General features: G+C 43.2%; 19 protein-coding genes. 18 read left to right on the top strand and 1 reads right to left on the bottom strand.

The window, feature by feature from the left end; translation table 11 throughout:
* Nucleotides 1–123 precede the first annotated feature (123 nt).
* The 8 genes from bcd (at nt 124) to ABD010_RS10035 (ending at nt 8,709) form a co-directional block, all read left to right on the top strand.
* Nucleotides 124–1,218, top strand: coding sequence for a branched-chain amino acid dehydrogenase (gene bcd / locus ABD010_RS10000; protein ID WP_343812543.1), 1,095 nt, complete (start codon nt 124–126; stop codon nt 1,216–1,218).
* Between the two features lie 30 nt (nt 1,219–1,248).
* A complete protein-coding gene (buk, locus tag ABD010_RS10005; RefSeq protein WP_343812544.1) occupies nt 1,249–2,355 on the top strand; it encodes a butyrate kinase in 1,107 nt (368 codons plus the stop codon).
* 4 nt (nt 2,356–2,359) lie between these two features.
* On the top strand, nt 2,360–3,781 hold the full coding sequence (gene lpdA / locus ABD010_RS10010; protein WP_343812546.1) for a dihydrolipoyl dehydrogenase: 1,422 nt from the start codon (nt 2,360–2,362) through the stop codon (nt 3,779–3,781).
* Nucleotides 3,782–3,802: 21 nt separating this feature from the next.
* On the top strand, nt 3,803–4,795 hold the full coding sequence (locus tag ABD010_RS10015; protein ID WP_343812548.1) for a thiamine pyrophosphate-dependent dehydrogenase E1 component subunit alpha: 993 nt from the start codon (nt 3,803–3,805) through the stop codon (nt 4,793–4,795).
* 15 nt (nt 4,796–4,810) lie between these two features.
* On the top strand, nt 4,811–5,794 hold the full coding sequence (locus tag ABD010_RS10020; protein WP_343812550.1) for an alpha-ketoacid dehydrogenase subunit beta: 984 nt from the start codon (nt 4,811–4,813) through the stop codon (nt 5,792–5,794).
* Between the two features lie 21 nt (nt 5,795–5,815).
* On the top strand, nt 5,816–7,075 hold the full coding sequence (locus tag ABD010_RS10025) for a dihydrolipoamide acetyltransferase family protein (RefSeq protein ID WP_343812552.1): 1,260 nt from the start codon (nt 5,816–5,818) through the stop codon (nt 7,073–7,075).
* Nucleotides 7,076–7,164: 89 nt separating this feature from the next.
* On the top strand, nt 7,165–7,596 hold the full coding sequence (locus tag ABD010_RS10030) for a BrxA/BrxB family bacilliredoxin (RefSeq protein WP_343812554.1): 432 nt from the start codon (nt 7,165–7,167) through the stop codon (nt 7,594–7,596).
* A gap of 132 nt (nt 7,597–7,728) precedes the next feature.
* Entirely contained in the window at nt 7,729–8,709 is a 981-nt protein-coding gene (locus ABD010_RS10035) for an aromatic acid exporter family protein (protein WP_343812556.1), read from the top strand.
* 34 nt (nt 8,710–8,743) lie between these two features.
* Here the strand turns inward: ABD010_RS10035 and prli42 are convergent, their stop codons facing one another.
* A complete protein-coding gene (gene prli42, locus ABD010_RS10040; protein ID WP_343812558.1) occupies nt 8,744–8,881 on the bottom strand; it encodes a stressosome-associated protein Prli42 in 138 nt (45 codons plus the stop codon).
* Nucleotides 8,882–8,996: 115 nt separating this feature from the next.
* Between prli42 and ABD010_RS10045 the strand changes: the two genes are divergently transcribed.
* The 10 genes from ABD010_RS10045 (at nt 8,997) to carB (ending at nt 23,812) form a co-directional block, all read left to right on the top strand.
* Nucleotides 8,997–10,649 (top strand): acyl-CoA mutase large subunit family protein, encoded by a 1,653-nt coding sequence (locus ABD010_RS10045; protein ID WP_343812560.1) that lies wholly within the window; start codon nt 8,997–8,999, stop codon nt 10,647–10,649.
* A gap of 12 nt (nt 10,650–10,661) precedes the next feature.
* Nucleotides 10,662–11,486: a methylmalonyl-CoA epimerase gene (gene mce, locus ABD010_RS10050; protein ID WP_343812562.1), complete on the top strand. Its 825-nt coding sequence runs from the start codon at nt 10,662–10,664 to the stop codon at nt 11,484–11,486.
* Nucleotides 11,486–13,033 (top strand): acyl-CoA carboxylase subunit beta, encoded by a 1,548-nt coding sequence (locus tag ABD010_RS10055; RefSeq protein WP_343812564.1) that lies wholly within the window; start codon nt 11,486–11,488, stop codon nt 13,031–13,033. Before mce ends, ABD010_RS10055 begins: the two co-directional genes overlap by 1 nt.
* A 44-nt stretch (nt 13,034–13,077) precedes the next feature.
* The gene (locus tag ABD010_RS10060; protein WP_343812630.1) at nt 13,078–14,202 is read left to right on the top strand and encodes a M20/M25/M40 family metallo-hydrolase; all 1,125 of its coding nucleotides are present in this window, start codon (nt 13,078–13,080) and stop codon (nt 14,200–14,202) included.
* Between the two features lie 182 nt (nt 14,203–14,384).
* Complete coding sequence (locus tag ABD010_RS10065; RefSeq protein ID WP_343812566.1) at nt 14,385–15,626, top strand: DNA polymerase IV; 1,242 nt, start codon at nt 14,385–14,387, stop codon at nt 15,624–15,626.
* Nucleotides 15,627–16,307: 681 nt separating this feature from the next.
* Complete coding sequence (gene argC / locus ABD010_RS10070) at nt 16,308–17,348, top strand: N-acetyl-gamma-glutamyl-phosphate reductase (protein WP_343812568.1); 1,041 nt, start codon at nt 16,308–16,310, stop codon at nt 17,346–17,348.
* Nucleotides 17,349–17,362: 14 nt separating this feature from the next.
* The gene (argJ, locus tag ABD010_RS10075; RefSeq protein ID WP_343812570.1) at nt 17,363–18,598 is read left to right on the top strand and encodes a bifunctional ornithine acetyltransferase/N-acetylglutamate synthase; all 1,236 of its coding nucleotides are present in this window, start codon (nt 17,363–17,365) and stop codon (nt 18,596–18,598) included.
* 12 nt (nt 18,599–18,610) lie between these two features.
* Nucleotides 18,611–19,411 (top strand): acetylglutamate kinase, encoded by an 801-nt coding sequence (gene argB, locus ABD010_RS10080; protein WP_343812573.1) that lies wholly within the window; start codon nt 18,611–18,613, stop codon nt 19,409–19,411.
* Between the two features lie 7 nt (nt 19,412–19,418).
* Complete coding sequence (locus ABD010_RS10085) at nt 19,419–20,603, top strand: aspartate aminotransferase family protein (RefSeq protein WP_343812575.1); 1,185 nt, start codon at nt 19,419–19,421, stop codon at nt 20,601–20,603.
* A gap of 14 nt (nt 20,604–20,617) precedes the next feature.
* Nucleotides 20,618–23,812, top strand: coding sequence for a carbamoyl-phosphate synthase (glutamine-hydrolyzing) large subunit (gene carB, locus ABD010_RS10090; RefSeq protein ID WP_343812577.1), 3,195 nt, complete (start codon nt 20,618–20,620; stop codon nt 23,810–23,812).
* Nucleotides 23,813–24,232 lie beyond the last annotated feature (420 nt).

Consider the following 24,232-nt stretch of genomic DNA (forward strand, 5'->3'; position numbering starts at 1 on the left):
GGCATGTTTTTTGCATGTAAATTAATGGTGAAAATAAAAATAGTGAGTTGTGCAGTGATAAAGCCAACTACTAGTTGCAGACAGGTTGACTTCCGGTGCAACTACAACAAGGAGGAAATAAACATGGAGATTTTTAAGTATATGGAGAAATATGATTATGAACAACTGGTTTTTTGTCAGGATGAAAATTCGGGACTTAAGGCGGTTATCGCAATTCATGATACAACACTCGGACCAGCACTTGGCGGAACAAGAATGTGGACGTACAGTTCCGAAGAGGACGCAATCGAGGATGCGTTGCGGCTTGCAAAAGGAATGACTTATAAAAATGCTGCGGCGGGTCTGAACTTAGGCGGTGGAAAAACTGTCATCATTGGAGATCCTAAAAAAGACAAAAACCCTGAAATGTTCCGTGCATTTGGGCGTTACATCCAAAGTCTCAACGGCCGCTATATTACCGCAGAGGATGTAGGTACGACAGTGCATGACATGGATCTTATTCATATGGAAACAGACCATGTAACCGGGATTTCACCGGAGTTTGGTTCATCCGGAAATCCATCGCCAGTTACCGGGTATGGAGTATATAAAGGTATGAAGGCAGCAGCGATGGAGGCTTTCGGTACTGATTCACTTGAAGGGCGAACGGTGGCAATTCAGGGTGTCGGAAATGTTGCGTATGCTGTTTGCGAACATTTGTATAAGGAAGGTGCAGAAATTATTGTAACGGATATCAATCAGGATGCAGTACAACGTGCAGTGGATGCATTTGATGCAAAGGCTGTTGAACCTGATGATATTTATAGTGTAGATTGTGATATTTATGCTCCATGTGCGCTTGGTGCAACGATCAATGATGAAACCATTCCGCAATTGAAAGCGAAAGTAATAGCTGGTTCTGCCAACAATCAATTAAAAACTTCCGAACATGGTGATATCATTCATGAAAAGGGAATTGTCTATGCGCCGGACTATGTGATTAATTCCGGTGGGGTAATTAATGTAGCGGATGAACTTAATGGATACAATGAATCGAGGGCAATGAGAAAAGTGGAAACCATTTATGATAGTTTAATGCGGGTATTTGAAATCTCCAAACGCGATAATATTCCGACGTATGCGGCCGCTGATCGCATGGCAGAGGAACGTATAGCATCCCTGCGCAAGTCGCGTAACCAATTTTTACTGAATGGACATCACACGTTGAGCAGACGGTAATCCTGCTATTGATGATGGGGAGAGATGGCTATGGTGCTTCAGCATTTTCGAATTTTGGTTGTTAATCCAGGACCCGACAGGACGAAAATTGGTGTTTTTGACGACTCGGTATGTATTTTGGAGGAAAGCATTCGACATGACCGCAGCGAATTGAATTCATTTCGGCGAATAGCGGATCAGGCTGAATTCCGTAAATCAAATATTTTGGAACAGCTTGACAAGGATGGCATGAATATTTCACGATTTGACGCGGTTTGTGGTCGGGGTGGGCTCCTCCGCCCCATCAAAGGCGGTACATATCGGGTGAATGAACCGATGCTGCGTGATCTGCAAAACAGCTTTTATGGTGAGCACGTTTCAAATCTTGGTGGAATCATTGCATATAAAATAGCGCACGGTCTTAATATCCCGTCCTTTATAGTTGATCCGGTTGTAGTTGATGAGTTGGATGAGATTGCGAAAATTTCCGGAATTCCCGAACTCTCCAGAAAAAGCATTTTTCATGCGCTGAACCACAAAGCGGTCGCAAGAAAGGCTACCCATGATATGGGGAAGTCATATGCAGACTCCAGTTTGATTGTTGCGCATATGAGTGGCGGAATTACAATTGGTGCCCACTGCTATGGAAGGGTAATTGATGTAAATAATGGCCTCCATGGTGAGGGGCCGTTTTCAACTGAACGTGCGGGGACGGTCCCGGCAGGAAGTCTGGCATCGTTATGCTTTTCCGGTCAATATGATTTGGATGAAATAATGCAAAAGTTGGTTGATAAGAGCGGCTTAAACGCATACTTGCGGACCAGTGATTTGACGGAAATCGAAACTCGAATCACTGATGGTGATCAATATGCCAAAAGAATATATGAAGCGATGGCTTATCAGATTGCCAAAGAGATAGGTGCAATGAGTACCGTATTAAAAGGGGAGATAGATGCGGTTATTTTAACAGGTGCGCTTGCACATGGGAAATTATTGGTTGAAATGACATCCAATCGTGTAAACTGGATAGCGGATGTAATGACATATCCGGGAGAAGATGATTTACAAGCTTTAAACAGTGGAACATTAAGGGTGCTGATGGGAGAAGAACTTCCAAACAGCTACCCTGATCATTTACAAGTAGATAAGGGAGTGTAAATATATGGCAAAAGAATACGATCTTGTTGTGCTCGGAGGCGGAACTGGCGGATATGTGGCAGCAATCAGGGCTGCACAAATCGGCATGCAGGTTGCAATAGTCGAAAAGGGCGAGCTGGGAGGCACCTGTTTGCATAGAGGCTGTATTCCATCCAAAGCATTGCTGCGCAGTGCGGAAGTATTTAAACAGACGAAAGAAGCGCATACATATGGGGTGGAAACAACTGATGCGGCACTGAATTTCAGTAAAGTGCAGGAGCGGAAAAGTGGAATCGTTAATCAATTGCATAAAGGTGTTCAAGGTTTGATGAAAAAAGGAAAAATTGATGTCTTTAATGGGTTTGGACGGATTCTAGGTCCAAGTATTTTTTCACCGATGCCTGGAACCATTTCGGTAGAATACGAGAATGGCGATGAAAATACGATGATTGTGCCCAAAAATGTTTTGATTGCCACCGGTTCAAAACCTCGTTCGTTGCCTGGCCTCCAAACTGATGGAACCGTTGTCATGACTTCTGATGACGCACTGCAGATGGAACAGCTTCCCAAATCCATTATTATTGTAGGTGGTGGTGTTATTGGAATCGAATGGGCTTCCATGCTGACTGACTTTGATGTCAATGTTACAGTAGTTGAGTATCTGGACCAGATTTTACCTACTGAAGATCAGGATATAGCCAAGGAGGCAGAAAAACTTCTGAAGAAAAAGGGAATTACATTTGTGAAAGGTGCAAAAGTATTATCTGACACGCTTGAAAAAGAAAGTGGAGTATCCATTCAGGCGGAGATAGATGGGAAAGCAGAAACATTCACTGCCGATAAAATGCTTGTATCTGTCGGACGTGATGCAAACACAGTAAACATCGGGTTGGAAAATACCGATATTGTTGTAGAGAAGGGGCATATTCAAACAAATAATTTTTATCAGACGAAAGAATCACATATTTATGCGATTGGAGATGTAATCGGTGGTATGCAGCTTGCCCATGTAGCCTCACATGAAGGCATTACCGCTGTTGAGCACATGGCTGATACCAATCCATTACCAATCGAATATGACAATGTTCCTACCTGTATTTATTCAAATCCGGAAGTGGCAAGTGTTGGATTGACCGAAAGACAGGCGAAAGAAAAAGGATTTACGGTAAAGACAGGCAAATTTCCTTTTCAGGCGATTGGCAAAGCATTAGTTTACGGTGAGTCTGAGGGGTTTGTAAAAATCATCACGGATGAAGACAGCGAAGACCTGCTTGGCGTGCATATGATCGGTCCGCACGTGACTGACATGATTAGTGAAGCAGGACTAGCAAAAGTTCTGGATGCTACCGCCTGGGAAATCGCACACAGCATTCATCCGCATCCAACACTCTCCGAAGTAATGGGTGAAGCCGCGCTGGCTGTAGAAGGAAATCAGATCCACGGATAACTTTAAAGGGAGGGATTCAGAATGGCAAAAAATCGCCATGAAACATTAGGCCTGACAGACAATCAGGTAATGGAAATGTATAAGACAATGCTTTTAGCAAGAAAAATTGATGAACGGATGTGGCTGTTGAACCGTGCTGGGAAAATACCGTTTGTCATTTCCTGTCAGGGGCAGGAGGCAGCACAAGTGGGTGCATCATTTGCTTTGAACAGGGATACAGATTATGCGGCCCCATATTATCGTGATATGGGAGTTGTATTGGCTTTTGGTATGACAACCAAAGAGTTGATGCTTTCCGGCTTTGCCAAAGCGGAAGACCCCAATTCAGCCGGACGCCAGATGCCGGGGCATTTTGGACAGAAGAAAAATAGACTCTTGACTGGTTCATCACCGGTTACAACACAGCTTCCACATGCAGTTGGGGTCGCGCTGGCTGCTAAAATGGATAAGAAAGATATTGTTTCACTCGTAACACTTGGTGAGGGTTCTTCAAATCAGGGTGATTTTCATGAAGGACTTAACTTTGCCGGTGTTCATAAGTTACCTGTAATTACAATGGTTGAAAACAATAAATATGCGATTTCGGTTCCACTCGAAAAACAAATCGCATCTGAAAGTGTATCGGTACGGGCTAAAAGTTATGGTATGCCAGGTGTAACAGTAGATGGGAATGACCCACTTGCTGTGTACGAAGCAGTGAAAGAAGCGAGAGAACGGGCAAGCAGAGGTGATGGCCCTACATTAATTGAGGCGGTATCCTATCGGTTGACTGCGCATTCAAGCGATGATGATGACCGTCAATACAGAGACAGTGCCGAAGTTGAAGAGGCTAAAAAGAAAGACTCATTAATTACATTTGCAGCTTATTTAAAGGAAGTGGGCTTGCTGACCGATGAAGTGATGAAGGAAATAGAGGGTGAAATTGGAAACCTAATCGATGAAGCCACTGATTATGCAGAAAATGCACCATATGCAGAAGCTGAATCTGCATTAAAATATGTATACGAAGAGTAGGGAGGGAATTACGCAATGCCAGTTATGTCATATATACAAGCTGTAACAGCAGCAATGAAAGAGGAAATGCAGCGTGATGAAAATGTATTTGTCTTAGGGGAGGATGTCGGAAAAAAGGGTGGTGTTTTTGGGGCCACTAAAGGACTGTATGATGAATTTGGTGAACAGCGGGTGATTGACACCCCACTTGCGGAATCGGCGATAGCAGGTGTTGGTATTGGAGCTGCCATGTACGGTAAGCGTCCGGTGGCTGAAATGCAGTTTGCGGATTTTATCATGCCTGCTGTCAATCAGATCATTTCCGAAGCAGCCAAAATCAGATACCGCTCCAATAATGACTGGAATGTGCCAATGACGATTCGTGCACCATATGGCGGCGGTGTCCACGGGGCACTGTATCATTCCCAGTCGGTTGAAGCAGTTTTTGCAAACCAGCCCGGGCTGAAAATTGTTATGCCGTCAACTCCTTACGATGCCAAAGGATTATTAAAAGCATCTATTCGTGATAATGACCCGGTAATGTTTTTTGAACATAAACGTGCATATCGCTTATTGAAAGGTGAAGTTCCGGAAGATGATTATGTTCTTCCAATAGGCAAGGCTGATGTGAAGCGTGATGGATCTGATGTTACCGTAATTACATACGGATTGGCCGTTCATTTCGCGCTTCAGGCTGCAGAAAAATTGGAGGAAGAAGGAATTGATACACATATTCTGGACCTACGTACCGTTTATCCACTTGACAAAGAAGCAATTGTTCAAGCAGCATCCAAAACGGGTAAAGTATTGCTGATTACGGAGGACAACAAAGAAGGAAGCATTATTGGAGAGGCAGCAGCGATTATAGCGGAAAATTGCCTGTTTGATTTGGACGCACCCGTACAACGACTTGCCGGCCCTGATGTTCCAGCAATGCCGTACGCTCCAACAATGGAAAAATATTTTATGATTAATCCGGATAAAGTTGAAAAAGCAATTCGCGAACTGGCTGAATTTTAATCAGATGAGGAGGGATTTCATATGGCCACAGAAAAGATAAATATGCCCCAGCTCGGGGAAAGTGTGACAGAAGGTACCATTAGCTCATGGCTGGTTGGTGCTGGTGATAAAGTAAAAAAATACGATCCGATTGCCGAAGTCATGACAGATAAAGTAAATGCTGAAGTTCCGTCTTCATTTACAGGGGTCATAAAGGAGCTTGCTGCACAGGAGGGCGACACAATCGAAGTTGGGGAGCTTATGTGCTATATCGACATTGAAGGTGGGGGGACTCCGGTTGAAGAAGATTCAAAAGCACAGCAAGAAGCTGGTGACAAGCAGCAATCCAATACGGAAGCTTCCGGAGGTCAATCCATGAAGAAACGGTATTCCCCTGCCGTTTTGCGTCTTGCCCAGGAAAATGACATTGACTTGGAGAATGTGAACGGATCCGGTAGGGCGGGAAGAATAACACGGAAAGATATTGAAAAAATTATTGCATCAGGTGAGAGACCAAAAGCTCCGGAGCCAAAAGAAGAACCGTCCAGACAGGAAACGAAGAAACCGGAGAAACCAGCGGCACCGCAAGTTTCTGCACAATCGGGTGATATTGAAATCCCTGTTACAGGTGTACGAAAAGCAATCGCAGATAACATGGTGAGGTCAACGACGGAAATACCACATGCCTGGATGACTGTTGAAGCTGATGTAACAGAACTTGTGAAATACCGTAATCAGGTCAAAGATAATTTTAAACAAACGGAAGGGTTCGGTCTGACATTTTTTGCGTTTTTCGTTAAAGCTGTTGCACAGGCTATAAAAGAATATCCGCAATTGAACAGTACATGGGCAGGCGATAAAATTATCCAGCGTAAGGATATTAATTTATCCATTGCTGTTGCCAAAGACCAAGAGTTATTTGTGCCGGTTATTAAAGCTGCGGATGAAAAAAGCATTAAAGGAATCGCTAAAGATATATACGATTTGGCAATGAAAGCCCGGTCAGGTAAGCTGACCCCAGAAGATATGCAGGGCGGTACATTTACGGTGAATAATACCGGATCATTTGGTTCCATTCATTCGATGGGTGTCATTAATCATCCACAGGCGGCCATTCTGCAGATTGAATCCATTGTAAAACGCCCTGTTATCATCAATGATATGTTCGCAGCCCGTGATATGGTTAATTTGTCCTTGTCACTTGACCACCGGATATTGGATGGTCTTGTCTGCGGCCAATTCCTGGCAAGGGTTAAAGAAATACTGGAAAATATCAATAAAGATACAACAAACATATATTAGGAAGTATTTGAATTGAAATATGCCCCCAAAATTGATAAGCTGAATACAGGTTATAACACTAATTACTCTAATAAGGGGATGGAATTGATATGGATTTTAACCTGTTCATGAATGACGTTGTGGATGCAGCGCGTAAAGATATATCAGAGGCTGGGTATGAAGAGTTAACTAGTCCCGACGCAGTGGATAAGGCAATGACACGCGAAGGATCCACGCTCGTTATGATTAATTCGGTATGTGGTTGCGCTGGCGGTGTTGCACGTCCTGCTGCAGCTAATGCAATTCATTACGACAAGCGTCCTGATCATTTGGTGACTGTATTTGCGGGGCAAGATCGTGAAGCCACTGATAAAGCCAGAGAATACTTTGAAGGGTATCCGCCTTCATCACCTTCATTTGCTTTTTTGAAAGATGGCAAAATCGTTACGATGCTTGAACGTTCTGATATCGAAGGCTACAGTGCAGTAGATGTGATTGGTAAGCTTCAGCATGTATTTGATGAGCATTGTAAGGAAATATAATTTAACCGATCATTTCGGTATAAAGGGGCTGTCTCAATATTAACGGGTCAGCCCCGTTTTATTAGGTCAAATTTAAAGGTGAGGATAAACGGAAATCTTATCCGTTTAATACATCGCAAGGGAGAATGCAGCGTGATTATTGGCCCTCGGACAATTAAGACAGCAATAGGCACAACCATTGCTATTTCGATTGCTCAATTTATGGATTTGTCCAATTTTGTGTCAGCTGGTGTCTTAACGATTCTGTGTATTCAGCCATCCAGGAAAAAATCTGTTGTAAGTGCCTGGCATCGTTTTGTAGCATGTATCCTGGCAAGTCTGTTTGCATTTGCATTCTTTGAAACAATTGGTTACAACCCATTGGTGGTAGGGTTAATGCTTGCCTGTTTTATTCCCACTACTGTTTTTTTGAAAATAACACAGGGGATTGCAACCAGTTCGGTTATTATTTTAAATTTATATAGTGCCGGCGACATTCCGATTGAGTTTTTAATTAATCAGTTTTTTTTGATTGTGGTTGGCGTTGGTGTTGCTCTTTTGATTAATTTATACATGCCCAGTCTGGATAAACCACTCAGGGAAAAGCAAGTGGAACTGGAACAAAACTTTCAAAAAATCCTGCATGAAATTGCTTTGTACATACGAACCGACAAGCAGGAATGGGATGGCAGGGAAATTACAATTTGTGAAAACATATTACAGGAAGCATCGGATTTGGTATCATTGGATAGAGAAAATCATTTATTGCGAAACAAACATCCGTATGCGGATTACTTCACGATGCGCAACCGTCAGTTCGAATTGTTGCAACGGATGATGCCATTGGTGAGCCGCTTACCAAAAATTGATTCCATTTCGATCAAAATTGCCGATTTTTTTGAGGAACTGTCCGAAGCGGTTCATCCGGGGAATACTGCCGTTATCTATTTGGAACAGCTGGAGGAACTGCGCAGGGATTTTGACCGTGAACCACTTCCGGATACACGGAAAAAATTCGAAACGCGTGCTAATCTGTTTCGGCTGCTTCATGAAATTGAAGACTACCTGTTATTGAAAAAGAAATTTAAGGAAAGTGACGTTAAAAAGAAAACAAAAAAGACCGGTACCAATTAAAGACCAGTCTTTGACAGAGCTATTTGATTAATGATTATATAAGCATTGCCAGGCCAGCCGTCAGTGATGACAAAAACATTGCAATAATCATGAGATAAATAATGATTTTCATTCGTCGGTCACGTTTTGACTTTTTTCTTGGTGCTTGTGTTTTCGTTTGTTGATTTGCCAATTTAAATCCTCCTTCAATCCCAATTCATACTTGTATTTTATCGTTTTATCGGGGATTGGACAAGTGCTATCTTTTATATCAAACTATATTATAAGAAATTGGGGGTTGCATCAAAATGAAAGATGACAAATTTTCCAGCAAACATGCGGATTGGGAACAGTCTGTTGATAAAACAGTCAAGCGGTTTCCTGAGCGAAAGGAACCTTTCACAACATCTTCCAATATTGACGTCGGCCGGCTTTATTTTCCTGAAAATGATCCGGACTATGAAGATAAACTCGGGTATCCGGGGATTTATCCGTATACAAGGGGCATTCAGCCGACCATGTACCGAAGTCGTTTCTGGACGATGCGTCAATACGCCGGATTTGGGTCGGCCCAGGAAACGAACAAACGATTCCGTTATTTGCTTGAACAGGGTCAAACGGGACTTTCGGTAGCTTTTGACCTGCCGACACAAATTGGTTATGACTCAGATGATGTGATGGCTGAAGGAGAAGTAGGTAAAGTTGGGGTTGCGATTGATTCACTGCATGATATGGAGCAGCTGCTCGATCAGATTCCGCTTGATAAAGTCAGTACATCCATGACGATTAATGCACCGGCTTCCGTATTACTGTGTATGTACATAGCTGTTGGGGAAAAACAGGGAGTACCGCTTGAAAAACTGACTGGTACGATTCAGAACGATATTTTAAAAGAGTATATTGCCCGCGGAACGTATATTTTTCCGCCGAAGCCGTCAATGCGTCTAATTACGAACATATTTGAGTTTTGTCAGCAGCATGTACCGAAATTTAATACAATCAGTATTTCCGGTTACCATATCCGGGAAGCGGGCTCTACTGCCGTTCAGGAGGCGGCATTTACCATTGCGAATGGGATGGCTTATGTTGATGCTGCATTGCAGGCAGGCCTTGATATTGATAAATTTGCACCGCGGCTGGCGTTTTTCTTTAATGCACATAACAATTTTTTTGAAGAAGTGGCAAAGTTTCGTGCTGCGAGAAGAATATGGGCAAAAATTATGAAAGAAAAATATAAGGCGGAAAATCCGAAAAGCTGGAAGATGCGGTTCCATACGCAAACTGGCGGTTCCACACTTACAGCTCAACAGCCTGACAACAATATTGTCCGTGTGACCATGCAAGCGCTTGCTGCAGTTCTGGGTGGGACACAGAGTTTGCACACCAACTCCAAGGACGAAGCGTTATCATTGCCAACGGAAGACTCAGCCCGGATTGCGCTCAGGACCCAGCAGATTATTGCAAATGAAAGCGGAGCCGCGGACACCGTTGACCCGCTTGGAGGTTCCTATTACGTGGAGGAGCTGACAGACCGGATTGAACAGGACGTGGAAAAATACCTCGAGCAAATTTCGGAACTCGGCGGGGCTGTTCAGGCTGTAGAAGAAGGCTTCATGCAACGCGAAATTCATCATAATGCTTATGAAACGCAAAAGAAAATTGAAAAAGAGGAAGAAATCATTGTTGGACTGAATCAATACAAATTGGATGAGGAAGTGAATCCTGATTTGCTCAAGGTTGATGAAGCGCTTGAGCAGGCACAGATTGGTTCGCTTCAGAAGGCAAGACATGTGCGTGATCAGGAAGCGGTCGATCAAACATTGTCAGCGATTCGTGAACAGGCAAAAGATGCAGAAGCTAATTTGATTCCGTATATTCTGGATGCGGTCCGGTCGTATGCAACAGTCGGGGAAATTTGCAATGTGCTGCGTAATGAATTTGGTGAGTTTACGGGAGCATAAGGGGGGATATTCATGAAGAAAATACGAGTATTAATCGCAAAACCGGGACTTGATGGACATGACAGGGGAGCATTGGTCATTGCCCAGGCGCTTCGTGATCACGGGATGGAAGTTATTTATACCGGATTACGACAGTCTCCTGTCCAAATAGCCCAGGCTGCTATACAGGAGGATGTCGATGTAATTGGGCTGTCATCGCTTTCGGGTGCACATAAAACATTATTTCCAAAAGTAATCGAAGTGTTGAAGGAACGTGATGCCGGCGATATACCGGTTGTTGGCGGCGGTGTAATTCCGGAAGAAGATATTCCTCTTTTACTTGAAAAAGGAGTTAATAAAATTTTTACAAGCGGGTCATCAACCGAGGCATTGGCTGTTTATATCAAGCAACTGATTAACCCTGATGCTTTTAAGGCGGAGGGACCAAATAAAATTTCCCATATCGGGGTTGCCGTGGAAACGATCGATAAGGTACTGCCGTTTTATACGGATACACTCGGTTTGGAGCTGGAAGGTGTTGAAACAGTCGAATCGGAAGCTGTTAAAGTCGCCTTTTTGAAGATTGGGGAATCGCGTTTTGAATTATTGGAACCGCTCAATGAAACATCTCCGATACAGAAATTTATCGAGAAAAAAGGGGAAGGAATTCATCATATTGCATTAGATGTTGATGACGTCGAAAACAGATTGAAAAGGTTTAAATCACAGAGAATTCCATTGATCAATGAGGAAGCAAAACAAGGCGCACATAACAGCCGGATTGCTTTCCTTCATCCAAAAGCAGCCAATGGAGTTTTGTTTGAACTGTGTCAGCAACAAGAGGGAAGTGATTCGTAATGGATATATTTGATAAAATTAATGAACTGTATGATAAACGGAGAAAAGTTGAGCTTGGCGGCGGTGACGAACGTATCGATAAGCAGCATGAAAAAGGAAAATTGACAGCAAGAGAACGAATTGACTATTTACTTGATGAAGGATCATTTGTTGAATTGAACCCATTCATGGAACATCGGGAAACGGATTTTGGCATGGGAAATCTGAACGGAAATGGTGAAGGTGTCGTTACCGGATATGGGAAAATCAATGGACAGGCAATTTATCTGTTTGCTCAGGACTTTACCGTATATGGCGGTGCGCTTGGTGAAATGCACGGTAAGAAAATTGCTGCTGTAATGGATTTGGCCGCAAAAAGCGGGGTTCCGTTTATTGGATTGAATGATTCCGGTGGAGCGAGAATTCAAGAAGGTGTTTCATCGCTTGACGGGTATGGACATGTGTTTTATCGTAATTCTATCTATTCTGGCGTTATTCCGCAGATTTCCGTAATTATGGGGCCGAGTGCCGGTGGAGCAGTTTATTCTCCGGCTATCACCGATTTTGTTATTATGGTGGAAAAAACATCGCAAATGTTTATTACCGGCCCTAAAGTAATTGAAACAGTGACAGGGGAAAGTATAACTTCTGAAGAACTTGGTGGTGCCGAGGTGCATAATGCCAAAAGCGGTAATGCACATATTAAGGCGGAAAGTGAAGAGGATGCGCTGGATCATGTAAAAAGACTGGTCAGTTATTTGCCTGCCAACAACCAGAAAAACCCAGCTCTTAAACAAGTCCAGCTGGATGATGAGACACGTCCTGATTTGACAGACATTGTGCCATTCAATGCAACACGTCCGTATGATGTCAAAAACGTGATTGAACAAGTGGTTGATCCAGACAGTTTTTATGAAATTCATAAAGACTTTGCCAAAAATATCGTCGTTGGATTTGCACGAATAAACGGACAAACGATTGGACTGGTATGCAACCAGCCTAAATATATGGCAGGCGGACTGGATATTGATTCCAGTGATAAAGCTTCCCGTTTCATCCGTTTTTGTGATGCATTCAATATTGCCTTAATCACATTTGAAGATGTCACCGGATTTTTCCCTGGTGTGAAGCAGGAGCATGGCGGGATTATCCGCCATGGTGCCAAAATTTTATACGCCTATTCAGAGGCAACAGTACCAAAAATAACGGTTATCACAAGAAAAGCTTTCGGCGGGGCGTATGTTGCCCTGAACAGTAAATCAATTGGCGCTGATTTGGTGTATGCATGGCCAAATGCGGAAATAGCGGTTATGGGACCTGAAGGAGCAGCGAATATTATTTTTGCAAAAGAAATCGCCGAAAGTGGTGATCCGGAAGCAACACGGCAGGAAAAAATTGACACGTATCGTGAAAAGTTTGCCAATCCATATGTTGCGGCAGGACTGGGGATGATCGATGATGTAATCGATCCGCGAGAGACCAGGGTGAAGCTGATTCAGGCATTGGAAATGCTCTATCATAAATCAGAAGAGAGACCTAAGAAAAAACACGGCAACATTCCACTATAAGAGGATGTTCAAAAAGTCCGGTAAAAAGAGCAGGAGGTACAATGATGACAGCTATAAATAAAGAAAGATTGATTGATGAATTTTTCGAATTGGTCCAGGTTGATTCAGAAACGAAACATGAGTCAAACATCGCGCGAGTACTGACCAAAAAGTTTACTGAATTAGGCTTGGATGTTACAGAAGATGACAGTAAAGAAACAACCGGTCACGGTGCCGGCAACCTTATCTGTACGCTGAAAGGGACGACACAGGACGCTGATCCGATTTATTTTACATCGCATATGGATACGGTTGTTCCTGGTAATGGCATCAAGCCCTCCATTGAAGATGGTTACATTGTTTCCGATAGAACCACCATTTTAGGTGCTGATGATAAAGCTGGACTTGCAGCAATATTTGAAACCATCCGCAGCCTAAAAGAAAATAATATCGAACATGGTGATATTCAATTTGTCATTACGGTTGGTGAAGAGTCGGGTCTTGTTGGTGCGAAAGCGTTGGACGGATCCCTTTTGAATGCTAAATACGGGTATGCAATTGACAGTAATGGTGCAGTCGGTGACATCATCGTTGCTGCTCCTACACAGGCAAAACTGTTTACGACAGTGAAAGGTAAAACTGCACATGCCGGTCTTGCACCTGAAAAGGGAGTTTCTGCCATCACAATCACAGCTAAAGCAATCGCTAAAATGCCCCTCGGCCGAATCGATGAGGGTACAACTGCAAATATTGGCCGGTTTGAAGGCGGTAAGCAAACCAATATCGTTTGTGATCATGTGGAAGTACTTGCCGAGGCAAGATCACTCATTCCCGAAAAAATGGAAGATCAGGTTGCGAAGATGAAAGATGCTTTCGAAAACACGGCTGAAGAACTCGGCGGATCTGCTGATGTTGAGGTGACCGTGATGTATCCCGGTTTTAACCAGCAGGACGGAGATCAGGTCGTAGAAGTCGCAAAACGCGCAGCTGAAAAAATCGGACGGGAAAGCAAATTGAAGAAAAGCGGGGGCGGCAGTGATGCAAATATTATTGCCGGACTTGGCATCCCAACCGTAAATCTTGCTGTCGGATATGAAGAAATCCATACCACGAATGAGCGGATTCCGGTTGATGAATTGGTAAAAATTACGGAAATGGTAACTGCTATTGTAGAGGAAGCTGCAAAATAATACCGTTTTGATAATAACCCTTATGCATCGGTCATAAGGGTTATTTTAGCAGTTAATAAAGTATAAAATCCTTTCTTACTTTATAAGTGCAACTATGGCTGTCACCCAAAGATTTGGTGACACCCAATTTTTCTAATGTTATAATGGATAAAACAAACAGATGTTCGCAAAGGATGTTAATCATGCAGCCTAAAAAAGGCAGAGTAATTTTCCACGTTGATATGAATTCATTTTATGCATCTGTGGAAATGGCCTACGATCCAAAATTGAAGGGGATACCTTTAGCTATTGCCGGCAATCCCGAGGAACGGAAGGGAATTGTTGTAACGAGCAGCTATGAGGCGCGGGCCAAGGGTGTCAAAACTACGATGCCGCTATGGCAGGCAAGAAAGTTGTGCCCGGAACTGCGTGTGCTTCGTCCGAATTTTGACCGGTACCGGACCGCTTCACGGGAAATATTCAAGATGATGGCTGAGATAACCTCACTCGTTCAGCCGGTCTCCATCGATGAAGGGTATATGGATGTTACGAACAGTCAGGAATTTGAAAACCCGCTGAAGATAGCTGAAAATCTGCAGTCCAGAATTAAACGTGAACTCGACTTGCCCAGCAGTATTGGTATTGCGCCGAATAAATTTTTGGCAAAAATGGCTTCGGATATGAAGAAACCAATGGGAATTACGGTATTACGTAAGCGTGACCTCCCCCACAAACTTTGGCCCTTACCCATTGAAGAGATGTATGGAGTTGGTGAAAAAACAGCTGTAAAACTGCGGGGGGTGAATATCACTACAATCAGCGACCTGGCCAAGGGAGACCCGTATCAGTTGAAACAAGTACTTGGAATTAATGGTGAACGGTTGCAGAACAGAGCCAACGGAATTGATACAAGAGCAGTGGATCCAGAAGCCGTTCATGAATTTAAAAGTATTGGTAGCTCGCAAACACTTCCAAGTGATACGACTGACGATGCTGAGATCCGCAAACTGATGAATCAACTGGCGGATAATGTGGATCGGCGTATGAAGCGGAAACAGGCTGCCGGGAAAAGCATTCAGATTACCATTCGTTACCATGACCGGAAAACAATAACCCGGAGTAAGAAACTGCACTCCTATATTGAACACAAGGACGACATTTTGTATTTCGCCAATGAACTATTGCATAAGCACTGGAATCTGGATCCGATCCGCCTGTTGGGAATTACTGTTCAGGATGTGGAAGAGAAGCAGTATATCGGCAAGCAACTCGATTTGTTTACGTATGAAACAGAAGCAAATAAAGAAAAATTGTATAGTACCATCGAAAAGCTAACTCAAAAATACGGAAAAAACACATTCAAACAATTAAATAATAATTCTGATGATCAGCAGCCAAGAACCAGTTTTCAAAAGGACTTCCTGGATGATTACAGAAAAGAGTAGCAGAAGGATTAAAATGACAATCAGATGGTTAAGCCAATCATTTTAAATTTTTTGAAGGACATAGACCCGGTGAACAATCCGGCTATGTCCTTTTTTAGTTGCATAGGAAACTATAAAATTTAATACTTATGGATAATTTTTATATTAATGAAAAACCACGTCCGGCTCCAGCGCCCAGCAATAGCAGAGGTTTTGATGGGACGAGCTTTAGCGCAGTCCCAAACTTCACACTTCCTCACTACGATAAAGAAGACTTGCCGATTGGTGAAACCAGAGGCTTAGTCGCACTTATACCCTTGCGGTGAAAGTCAACATCGGTTCGTACTTTAAAGAAGGCCGACTAAAACCGGCCTCCCGCGCCAGCGTCGACACACCCCTATGAAGGGGCGTGTTTCCTTTTCGCTTTCGAGCATAAGATTCACTTTGACTTTCGCCATTATTGGCGATAAGTCAAGTTCATCTAATCTCATTGCGGATTAAGGAAGATCGGCTAACTACGCCGCTTTGCGCGGCAACGCCGACCCACACTAAATGGCAGGGCGCAGTTTGTACGTTGCTAAACGGGCGCTTACGCCTTTGTTCTGTGAAGTAAATTATTATAAAAATTTTAAAATTAGTATTGAATAATTATACATATATATGTATAATTATTCTCAAATCATTTTACGGGGGAGGATATTCATGAAGGTAGGAATTATTGGCGCAAGCGGTTATGGAGGTGTTGAGTTGATCCGCAACCTGTATCAACATCCGAATGTTTCACTTGAATTGCTTGTTTCCAGTTCAACACAAGGTGAACAGCTTACAGCTCAATTCCCGCATTTGCACGGCATTTTAGCGTTGCCTTTGGATGGATTTGATGAAAACGAAATACGTTCACAGGTTGATATTTTGTTCTTTACAACTCCGGCCGGTGTAGCCAAAGAACTTGCCCCCAGTTTTGTTGAAAAGGGAATTCAGTGTATTGATTTATCAGGGGATTTCCGACTGAAACGCGGAAGTCTATACAAAGAATGGTATAAAGATACACCTGCACCAAAGGAATATCTCGACCTGGCAACTTATGGCCTTCCCGAATTATACCGGGATAAAATCGGTAAAAGTACGTTTATTTCGAATCCCGGCTGTTATCCAACGGCTGCATTGCTCGGAATGGCACCGGTGTTGCAGTCAGGATTGGTGAATTTTTCCATGCCGCTTATCATTGATGGAAAAACGGGTGTATCCGGAGCGGGAAGGAAGCCGGCAAAGGGAATGATGTTTTCAGAGGCAAATGAAAATACGAAGGCATACAAACTTGGAGGTCACCGGCATGTACCCGAAATGGAACAGATTGCCGCGGATATTTCCGGAATGGACTCTCCAGTAATTTTCAATCCGCATCTTGTTCCGATGACCAGAGGGATTTTATGTACCATTTACATCCAGTTGCATGAAACCATCAAGCATGGAGAAGTCAATCAGCTGTATGAAAATTTTTATCAGGATGACTATTTTGTCAGGGTGCGGACCGAAAATAATTTACCGGCGACAAAAGATGTCTATGGAACAAATTTTTGTGATATTGGTATCTCGATTGATCAGCGTACAAATGTATTGTCGGTAATTTCCGTTATTGACAATCTTACCAAGGGCGCAGCAACACAGGCGATACAAAATATGAATCTCGTAAATGGCTGGAACGAACAGACAGGTCTTGATGTGGTACCTGTATATCCATAAGGAGGGGGCGATTCATGGTGGTACAAACCAAACGACCTACTAACAATCTTGTAATCATGAAAGAGGGAGTTACGGCTCCAAAGGGGTTCCATGCCGGTGGATTGCATTGCGGTATGCGGCGCAAACGGAAGGATCTGGCCTGGTTGTATTCGGAAGCTCCCGCAAATGCCGCAGCTATGTATACTACCAATCTATTTCAGGCTGCACCTCTGCAAGTAACGAAAGAAAGTATTGCGACTGAGCAGATGCTGCAGGGTCTAATCGTAAATTCTGCGGTAGCCAATGCATGTACTGGTGAACAGGGGCTTCACAATGCATATCAAATGCGACATTGGTTTGCCGAAACAATGGGGTTGAAGGAGCGTCATGTGGCGGTGAATTCAACCGGTGTTATTGGTGAGCAGCTCCCGATGGATAAAGTTAAAAATGGGATTAAGAAAATTACGATGGAGGAATCCAGCGGTGAAAATTTTAATCAGGCAATACTGACGACAGACACATTTACCAAGTCAGCTTCGGTAGAGTTGAAATTGGATGATAAGACTGTAACCATCGGCGGTTCTGCAAAAGGATCGGGAATGATCAATCCGAATATGGCAACCATGCTTGCTTTTTTGACAACAGATGCAGTAATTGAAGCGGAGACACTTCATTGTGCGCTTCAATCCACCGTTAACAAGACATTTAATGCAATCACTGTTGATGGGGATACAAGTACCAATGATACCGTGATGGTTATGGCCAATGGGATGGCTGATAACTCGACTATTACGATGGATGATGAGGAGGACTTGCAGGTATTCCAACAGGGTTTATCACTTGTCTGCACTGAACTGGCAAAACAGATTGCGAGTGACGGGGAAGGGGCAACCAAACTGGTGGAGGTTTTGGTGAAAGGTGCCCTGTTGCAGGAAAATGCACAGGCAATCGGTAAATCGATTGTCGGGTCCAGTCTGGTAAAGACAGCAATATTCGGTTCCGATGTCAACTGGGGCAGAATTATTTGCGCAGCCGGATACAGTGGCGTTCAACTTGATCCGGAAAAAGTGTCAGTGTCCATTGGTGAAACTCAAATTGTCAGCAATGGCATGCCATTGGAGTTTGATGAATCTGTTGTTCAATATTATTTAAAAACGGAGAACGAAATTCAGATTACCGTCGACCTGCATAATGGTTACCAGGAAGCTTATTCATGGGGATGTGACCTTTCGTATGATTATGTACGAATCAATGCTTCCTATCGTACGTAGGGAGGTCTGTTTATGCCATATGTGGTTATAAAATGTGGTGGAAGTGTACTCGATCAATTGCCGGACTCATTTTACCAAAATGTAGTCGAGTTAGCTGAAGAACATGGTATTCAACCGGTTATCGTGCATGGAGGCGGCCCGCATATTTCTGATTATCTGCAAAGACTGCATGTGGAATCTCGGTTTATTGAAGGAATGCGTGTAACAACCAAGGAAACACTCGATATTACGGAGATGGTACTATCAGGCTTCGTAAATAAAAAAATTGTTCGTGGCCTAACGAAAGCCGGGGGAAATGCCTATGGGTTAAGCGGAGTGGATGGCATGCTCCTTGAGGCGGAGAAGATGTATACGGAGCAGCAGCTTGGGTATGTTGGCAAAATAAAATCTGTTGATTCGGATGGATTAAATGACCTGACAGCACAGCGTATCACCCCAGTGATTTCCCCGATATCTGCGGATAAACATGGTCAGCGCTGGAATATTAACGCAGATCTTGCTGCAGCTGCTATTGCCATTCAATTAGAAGCGCCATTGTATTTTGTTTCCAATATCCCTGGTGTTATGGAGTCAGGAAAGCTTGTTCCGCATCTGGATCAGGAAAAAGCTGACCGAATGGTGAAGAATGGTTCCATTTTCGGTGGTATGGTTCCCAAAGTAGAGGCGGCACTGGATTGTGTTCATCAGGGGGTGAAAAAGGCCGTTATTCTGAGTGGACTGGAAGAGAATAGCCTGATTGACTTAATAATGAACAAGAATGTGGGTACTGTCATTGAAAAAGTTCGTACGATGACGGTTCAGAAGGGAGGATGAAGAGCAAATGGAAAAAACAAAATCCAGTCTGATGAATACGTACAACCGGTTTCCAGTAAAAGTGGATCAAGCAAAAGGAAGTTATATTCGGGATGCTGACGGAAAGGAATATCTGGATTTTACCGCGGGTATCGCCACTTGCAATCTTGGCCATGTTCCGGATGCGGTCGAAAATGCTGTCTCGCGCCAACTGCAAAATGTTTGGCATTGTTCCAATTTATATCAAATTGGGCCGCAGCAAGAGCTGGCGGACTTGCTGACAGATTATAGTTGTATGAATCAGGTGTTTTTTTGCAACAGTGGTGCGGAAGCAAATGAAGCAGCTATTAAACTCGTACGTGCGTACAATTCGAATAACAAAACGATTGCTGCTTTTCATCAATCGTTTCATGGCAGGACAATGGCAACATTAAGTGCGACCGGACAGGAAAAACTCCATACCGGTTTCAAGCCTTTAGTTGAAGGATTTACTTTTTTAACCTACAACCACTTTGACAGTTTGTATTGGCTGAAAGAAAATCCGCCGGCAGCAGTAATGCTGGAACTCGTTCAAGGTGAAGGCGGCGTAATACCAGCAGAAGAAAACTGGATTAATGAGCTTGTTCAAATTTGTAAGGATGAAGGGATTCTTGTGGTTATTGATGAGGTACAAACAGGGATGGGGCGGACTGGTACTTTGTTTGCCTATGAACAGTACGGATTTGAGCCGGATATTATCACACTTGCCAAAGGGCTTGGATCAGGATTTCCGGTTGGCGCCATGCTTGCTAAGGAAGAGGTAGCAGATGCTTTCCAGCCGGGCAGCCATGCCAGCACGTTTGGGGGCAACCCATTGGCATCTGCTGCTGGAGTTTCTACCATATCCGAAATAGTGCGTTTGAACATCCTGGATAATTGTATGGAAATGAGTGAAAAACTTTTCACAGGGTTAAAGCAGTTACAGGATGAATATTCACAAATAAAATCTATCAGGGGAAAAGGATTATTGATTGGTATTGTTGTGGAGGGGGCCGCAGTTGATTTGGTCACGGCTGCAATCGGGAAAAATTTGCTGCTTACAGCGGCAGGGCAAAATGTTGTCCGGCTTGTTCCACCCCTCATTATAACGGAAAATGACGTATTATTATTTTTTGAGCGATTCCGGATGGTGCTCAAATTGGTAAATCCAGCAATGACGAAATACTGTGATTAGAGAGGTGAATCTGCATGAACGTTAACATCAACACGAACTCAAATAAAAAGGTGCTTGTTATTGGATCAGGTCCGATTGTAATCGGGCAGGCGGCTGAATTTGATTACTCAGGAACTCAGGCATGTCTCGCTATGAAAGAAGAAGGGCTGGAGGTCATTCTCCTTAATAATAACCCGGCGACAATCATGACTGATGAAACAGTAGCCGATTACATTTATATGGAACCCATGACAGTACAAACGGTTGAAAAAATATTTCAGAAAGAACAACCCGACTATTTGATTGGAACGTTGGGCGGACAGGTCGGATTGAATTTAACAATGGATGTTTGCAATGCGGGTATGCTGGATCAGTATGACGTTCAATTAATCGGATCATCCATGGAAGCTATTCAGAACGGGGAGGATCGTGATAAATTCCGTACCCTGATGCATGAACTTGGAGAACCTGTGCCGGAATCCCATATTATCAGCAATATTGAATATGCATTGAAAAAAGCCGAGGATATCGGTTATCCGATTATGATCCGCCCGGCATACACACTGGGAGGATCCGGCGGTGGATTTGCCGCAAATGAGGAGGAATTGCAATCAATTGTTGCGAGTGGACTGAAATCAAGCCCCATTAGCCAGGTGTTGTTGGAAAAGAGCATTAAGGGATGGCAGGAAATCGAATTTGAGGTTATTCGCGACGTGCATAATGATTGTGTGATTGTTTGCGGGATGGAGAATGTGGATCCTGTCGGGGTTCATACAGGGGACTCCATTGTTGTGGCGCCTGTACAGACGTTGAGCGATTCGGCTTATCAAAAGCTTCGTTCAGCGGCCGTCAGGATTATACAGAGTTTGGATGTTATCGGTGCCTGCAATATTCAGTTGGCAATTGATCCGAAAACCGAACAATATTATGTTATCGAAGTGAACCCGAGAGTCAGCCGCTCCTCAGCACTGGCATCAAAAGCTACCGCATGCCCAATTGCCAAACTATCGGCAAAATGCGCTCTGGGACATTCACTGGACAGGTATTTTCCTGAAAAAAGATACGGGGTCTATGATATTGTCATTGATCACACGGTTCTTAAAATGCCCCGTTTTTCATTTGAAAAATTCCCATCTGCCAGCAGAAAACTTGGAACGCAAATGAAGGCGACCGGGGAAACCATGGCAATCGATTTAACATTCGAAGGTGCATTAAATAAAGCAGTCCGTTCACTGGATTCGGGACTGACCGATTTATCGCATCCAATGATTAAAAATCAGGATGAGACGGTTCTGCTGGAACATATGACGCTGCCGACTGATTTACGTTTGTTCGCAGCAGCGGAAATGTTGCGAAATGGAAAATCTGTCAGTGAAATTCATCATCACACGGCAATCAGCCTGAGATTTTTGAAAGGAATTAATCAGATTGTCAGCATAGAAGAGAAACTTAAAAACGAATCATTGCATGCAATTGATGCTGAAATGCTTCACCATGCTAAACAAATACAGGTCAGTAATCAAGCAATTGCTTCATATCTTGAAACAACCGAATCTAAGATCCAATCACTACTGTCTGATTATCAACTGACACCAAATTATGAAGTGGCCAAATCAGCCAATCAGGTGCCGTACTATTTTTCCACATGGGGAACTTCTACAGATCAGCCGGTTGATGATAATAATAAGAAAGTGCTGATCATCGGTTCCGGGCCAATCCGAATCGGGCAGGGAATGGAATTTGATTACTGTTCAGTTCACGGTATATACGCGTTGAGGGATTCCGGGTACACAACGATTATTATCAACAATAATCCGGAAACAGTCAGTACTGACAGCACTGTTGCTGACCGACTGTATTTTGAGCCTTTGACCATTGAAGATATTTTATCGGTAATCCAGAAAGAAAATGTGTCCGGGGTTATGATTCAATTCGGAGGACAAACAGCAATAAACCTTGCAAAAGACCTGGCATCCGCCGGCGTTAATATCTATGGCACTCCGGTTGAAAAAGTTGATTTACTGGAAGACAGAAATGATTTTTATCAATTGCTGAATCAATTAAATATCCCGCATATTGATGGTGAAACAGCCGATAGTCCGGAAGCAATTAAAGCTTGTGTAAACAGAATCGGTTATCCTGTCCTTGTCCGGCCTTCTTATGTAATTGGCGGTCAGTCTATGCATGTTCTCCAAAACGAGGAAGATTTAACGGATTATTTTAAGGAACTTTTCCATTTACATGATAGTGCCTGGCCGATTCTTGTTGATAAATACGCTGACGGCATTGAGGCGGAACTCGACTGTGTCAGCGATGGTAAGAACATCCTGATTCCCGGGATAATGGAGCATGTTGAAAAGACAGGTATCCATTCCGGTGACAGTATGGCTTCTATCCCCCCGGTAAGTTTATCGAAAACACAGCAGGATACCATGCTTGATTATACTAAAGCAATCTGCAGGCAAGCACATGTGGTTGGTTTGATCAATATACAATTTATTATCGTAAACGGGATCGTTCACGTATTGGAAGTAAATCCCCGTGCATCACGGACGGTTCCATTAATCAGCAAAGTGACCAAAACACCGCTTGTTCATCATGCTGTCCGTACGAAGCTGGGTGAGACAATTGAACAGGATATGCTGCCAGGGTCATTTGAGAGCTATACAGTCAAGGCACCATCATTTTCCTCATTCCAATTGAAGGGTGTGGATCCTGCGCTTGGACCGGAAATGAAGTCAACCGGTGAAATTATCGGTATCGCCGGGACATATCAGCAAGCCTTATCAAAAGCAATGCACGCAACTGGATCTATTCTGGAAGGGAATATTGAAAAGCCGTATCTATTTTGTTCGATAGCGGATAATCAACAATCACCCAGTTTACCGGCAATGCACAAACTGAACAGCAAGTTTCAGTTGTACGCCACACAAGAAACCAGCAGGTATTTATCGGAACATGGTATATTCGCCTATGAAGTAGCCAATCACAACAAATTAAAGAATTTGTATGATGAACAATTATTGGCGGGTGCAGTCATTCTAAGATCCGGATTCCAGAAAGAGGAAATGGGACGAATGGCTCGTGATTTGGCAGCATCCTATCAGGTACCATTGTTCACCTGTCTGGATACGCTGATGGCTGCAATAGAATCTGCAGATGTGGAAATTGATTCGATTTTTACGCTGGAAGAATATCAACAGCTGAGTGAATTCATGCAGGAAACGTGATGACATGCAGGGTTAGTGACAGCAGAGGGCTGAGTCGGTTAAGAGTCTTTAAACAGTATGTCTGTAAAAGGTAGATAATGATACAAAATTTTACCCCTTTGGATCCATTGTCCAAAGGGGTTTTGTGATACTATTAGAGTAGAGAGTTATTCTGTTAAAGGATCATATTTTGGAGGAAAAATTATTGATACAAACCGGAAGAAAAGTTTAAAAAAGTATTTCTGTGCAAATGGTGTTTAACCTGTTAAACCACAATTATTGAGGGGTAGGAGAATAATATGGATAAATCCATTCGAACGACTGACAAAGATGATTACAAATTATCCTTATGCAATTGAATTTTAAGAGTTAATTGGTGTGACAACAAAGGGTAGAAAAATTGAGATTATATTAAATTAACGGGTTCTTATTTTCAATAAG

Origin of the sequence: Virgibacillus siamensis (assembly GCF_039522605.1) — a bacterium.
GTDB lineage: Bacteria > Bacillota > Bacilli > Bacillales > Amphibacillaceae > Lentibacillus > Lentibacillus siamensis.

Coding starts and splice junctions, on each gene's coding strand:
- bcd (WP_343812543.1), top strand. CDS start 124: ATGGAGATTTTTAAGTATATGGAGAAATATGATTATGAACAACTGGTT.
- buk (WP_343812544.1), top strand. CDS start 1,249: ATGGTGCTTCAGCATTTTCGAATTTTGGTTGTTAATCCAGGACCCGAC.
- lpdA (WP_343812546.1), top strand. CDS start 2,360: ATGGCAAAAGAATACGATCTTGTTGTGCTCGGAGGCGGAACTGGCGGA.
- ABD010_RS10015 (WP_343812548.1), top strand. CDS start 3,803: ATGGCAAAAAATCGCCATGAAACATTAGGCCTGACAGACAATCAGGTA.
- ABD010_RS10020 (WP_343812550.1), top strand. CDS start 4,811: ATGCCAGTTATGTCATATATACAAGCTGTAACAGCAGCAATGAAAGAG.
- ABD010_RS10025 (WP_343812552.1), top strand. CDS start 5,816: ATGGCCACAGAAAAGATAAATATGCCCCAGCTCGGGGAAAGTGTGACA.
- ABD010_RS10030 (WP_343812554.1), top strand. CDS start 7,165: ATGGATTTTAACCTGTTCATGAATGACGTTGTGGATGCAGCGCGTAAA.
- ABD010_RS10045 (WP_343812560.1), top strand. CDS start 8,997: ATGAAAGATGACAAATTTTCCAGCAAACATGCGGATTGGGAACAGTCT.
- mce (WP_343812562.1), top strand. CDS start 10,662: ATGAAGAAAATACGAGTATTAATCGCAAAACCGGGACTTGATGGACAT.
- ABD010_RS10055 (WP_343812564.1), top strand. CDS start 11,486: ATGGATATATTTGATAAAATTAATGAACTGTATGATAAACGGAGAAAA.
- ABD010_RS10060 (WP_343812630.1), top strand. CDS start 13,078: ATGACAGCTATAAATAAAGAAAGATTGATTGATGAATTTTTCGAATTG.
- ABD010_RS10065 (WP_343812566.1), top strand. CDS start 14,385: ATGCAGCCTAAAAAAGGCAGAGTAATTTTCCACGTTGATATGAATTCA.
- argC (WP_343812568.1), top strand. CDS start 16,308: ATGAAGGTAGGAATTATTGGCGCAAGCGGTTATGGAGGTGTTGAGTTG.
- argJ (WP_343812570.1), top strand. CDS start 17,363: ATGGTGGTACAAACCAAACGACCTACTAACAATCTTGTAATCATGAAA.
- argB (WP_343812573.1), top strand. CDS start 18,611: ATGCCATATGTGGTTATAAAATGTGGTGGAAGTGTACTCGATCAATTG.
- ABD010_RS10085 (WP_343812575.1), top strand. CDS start 19,419: ATGGAAAAAACAAAATCCAGTCTGATGAATACGTACAACCGGTTTCCA.
- carB (WP_343812577.1), top strand. CDS start 20,618: ATGAACGTTAACATCAACACGAACTCAAATAAAAAGGTGCTTGTTATT.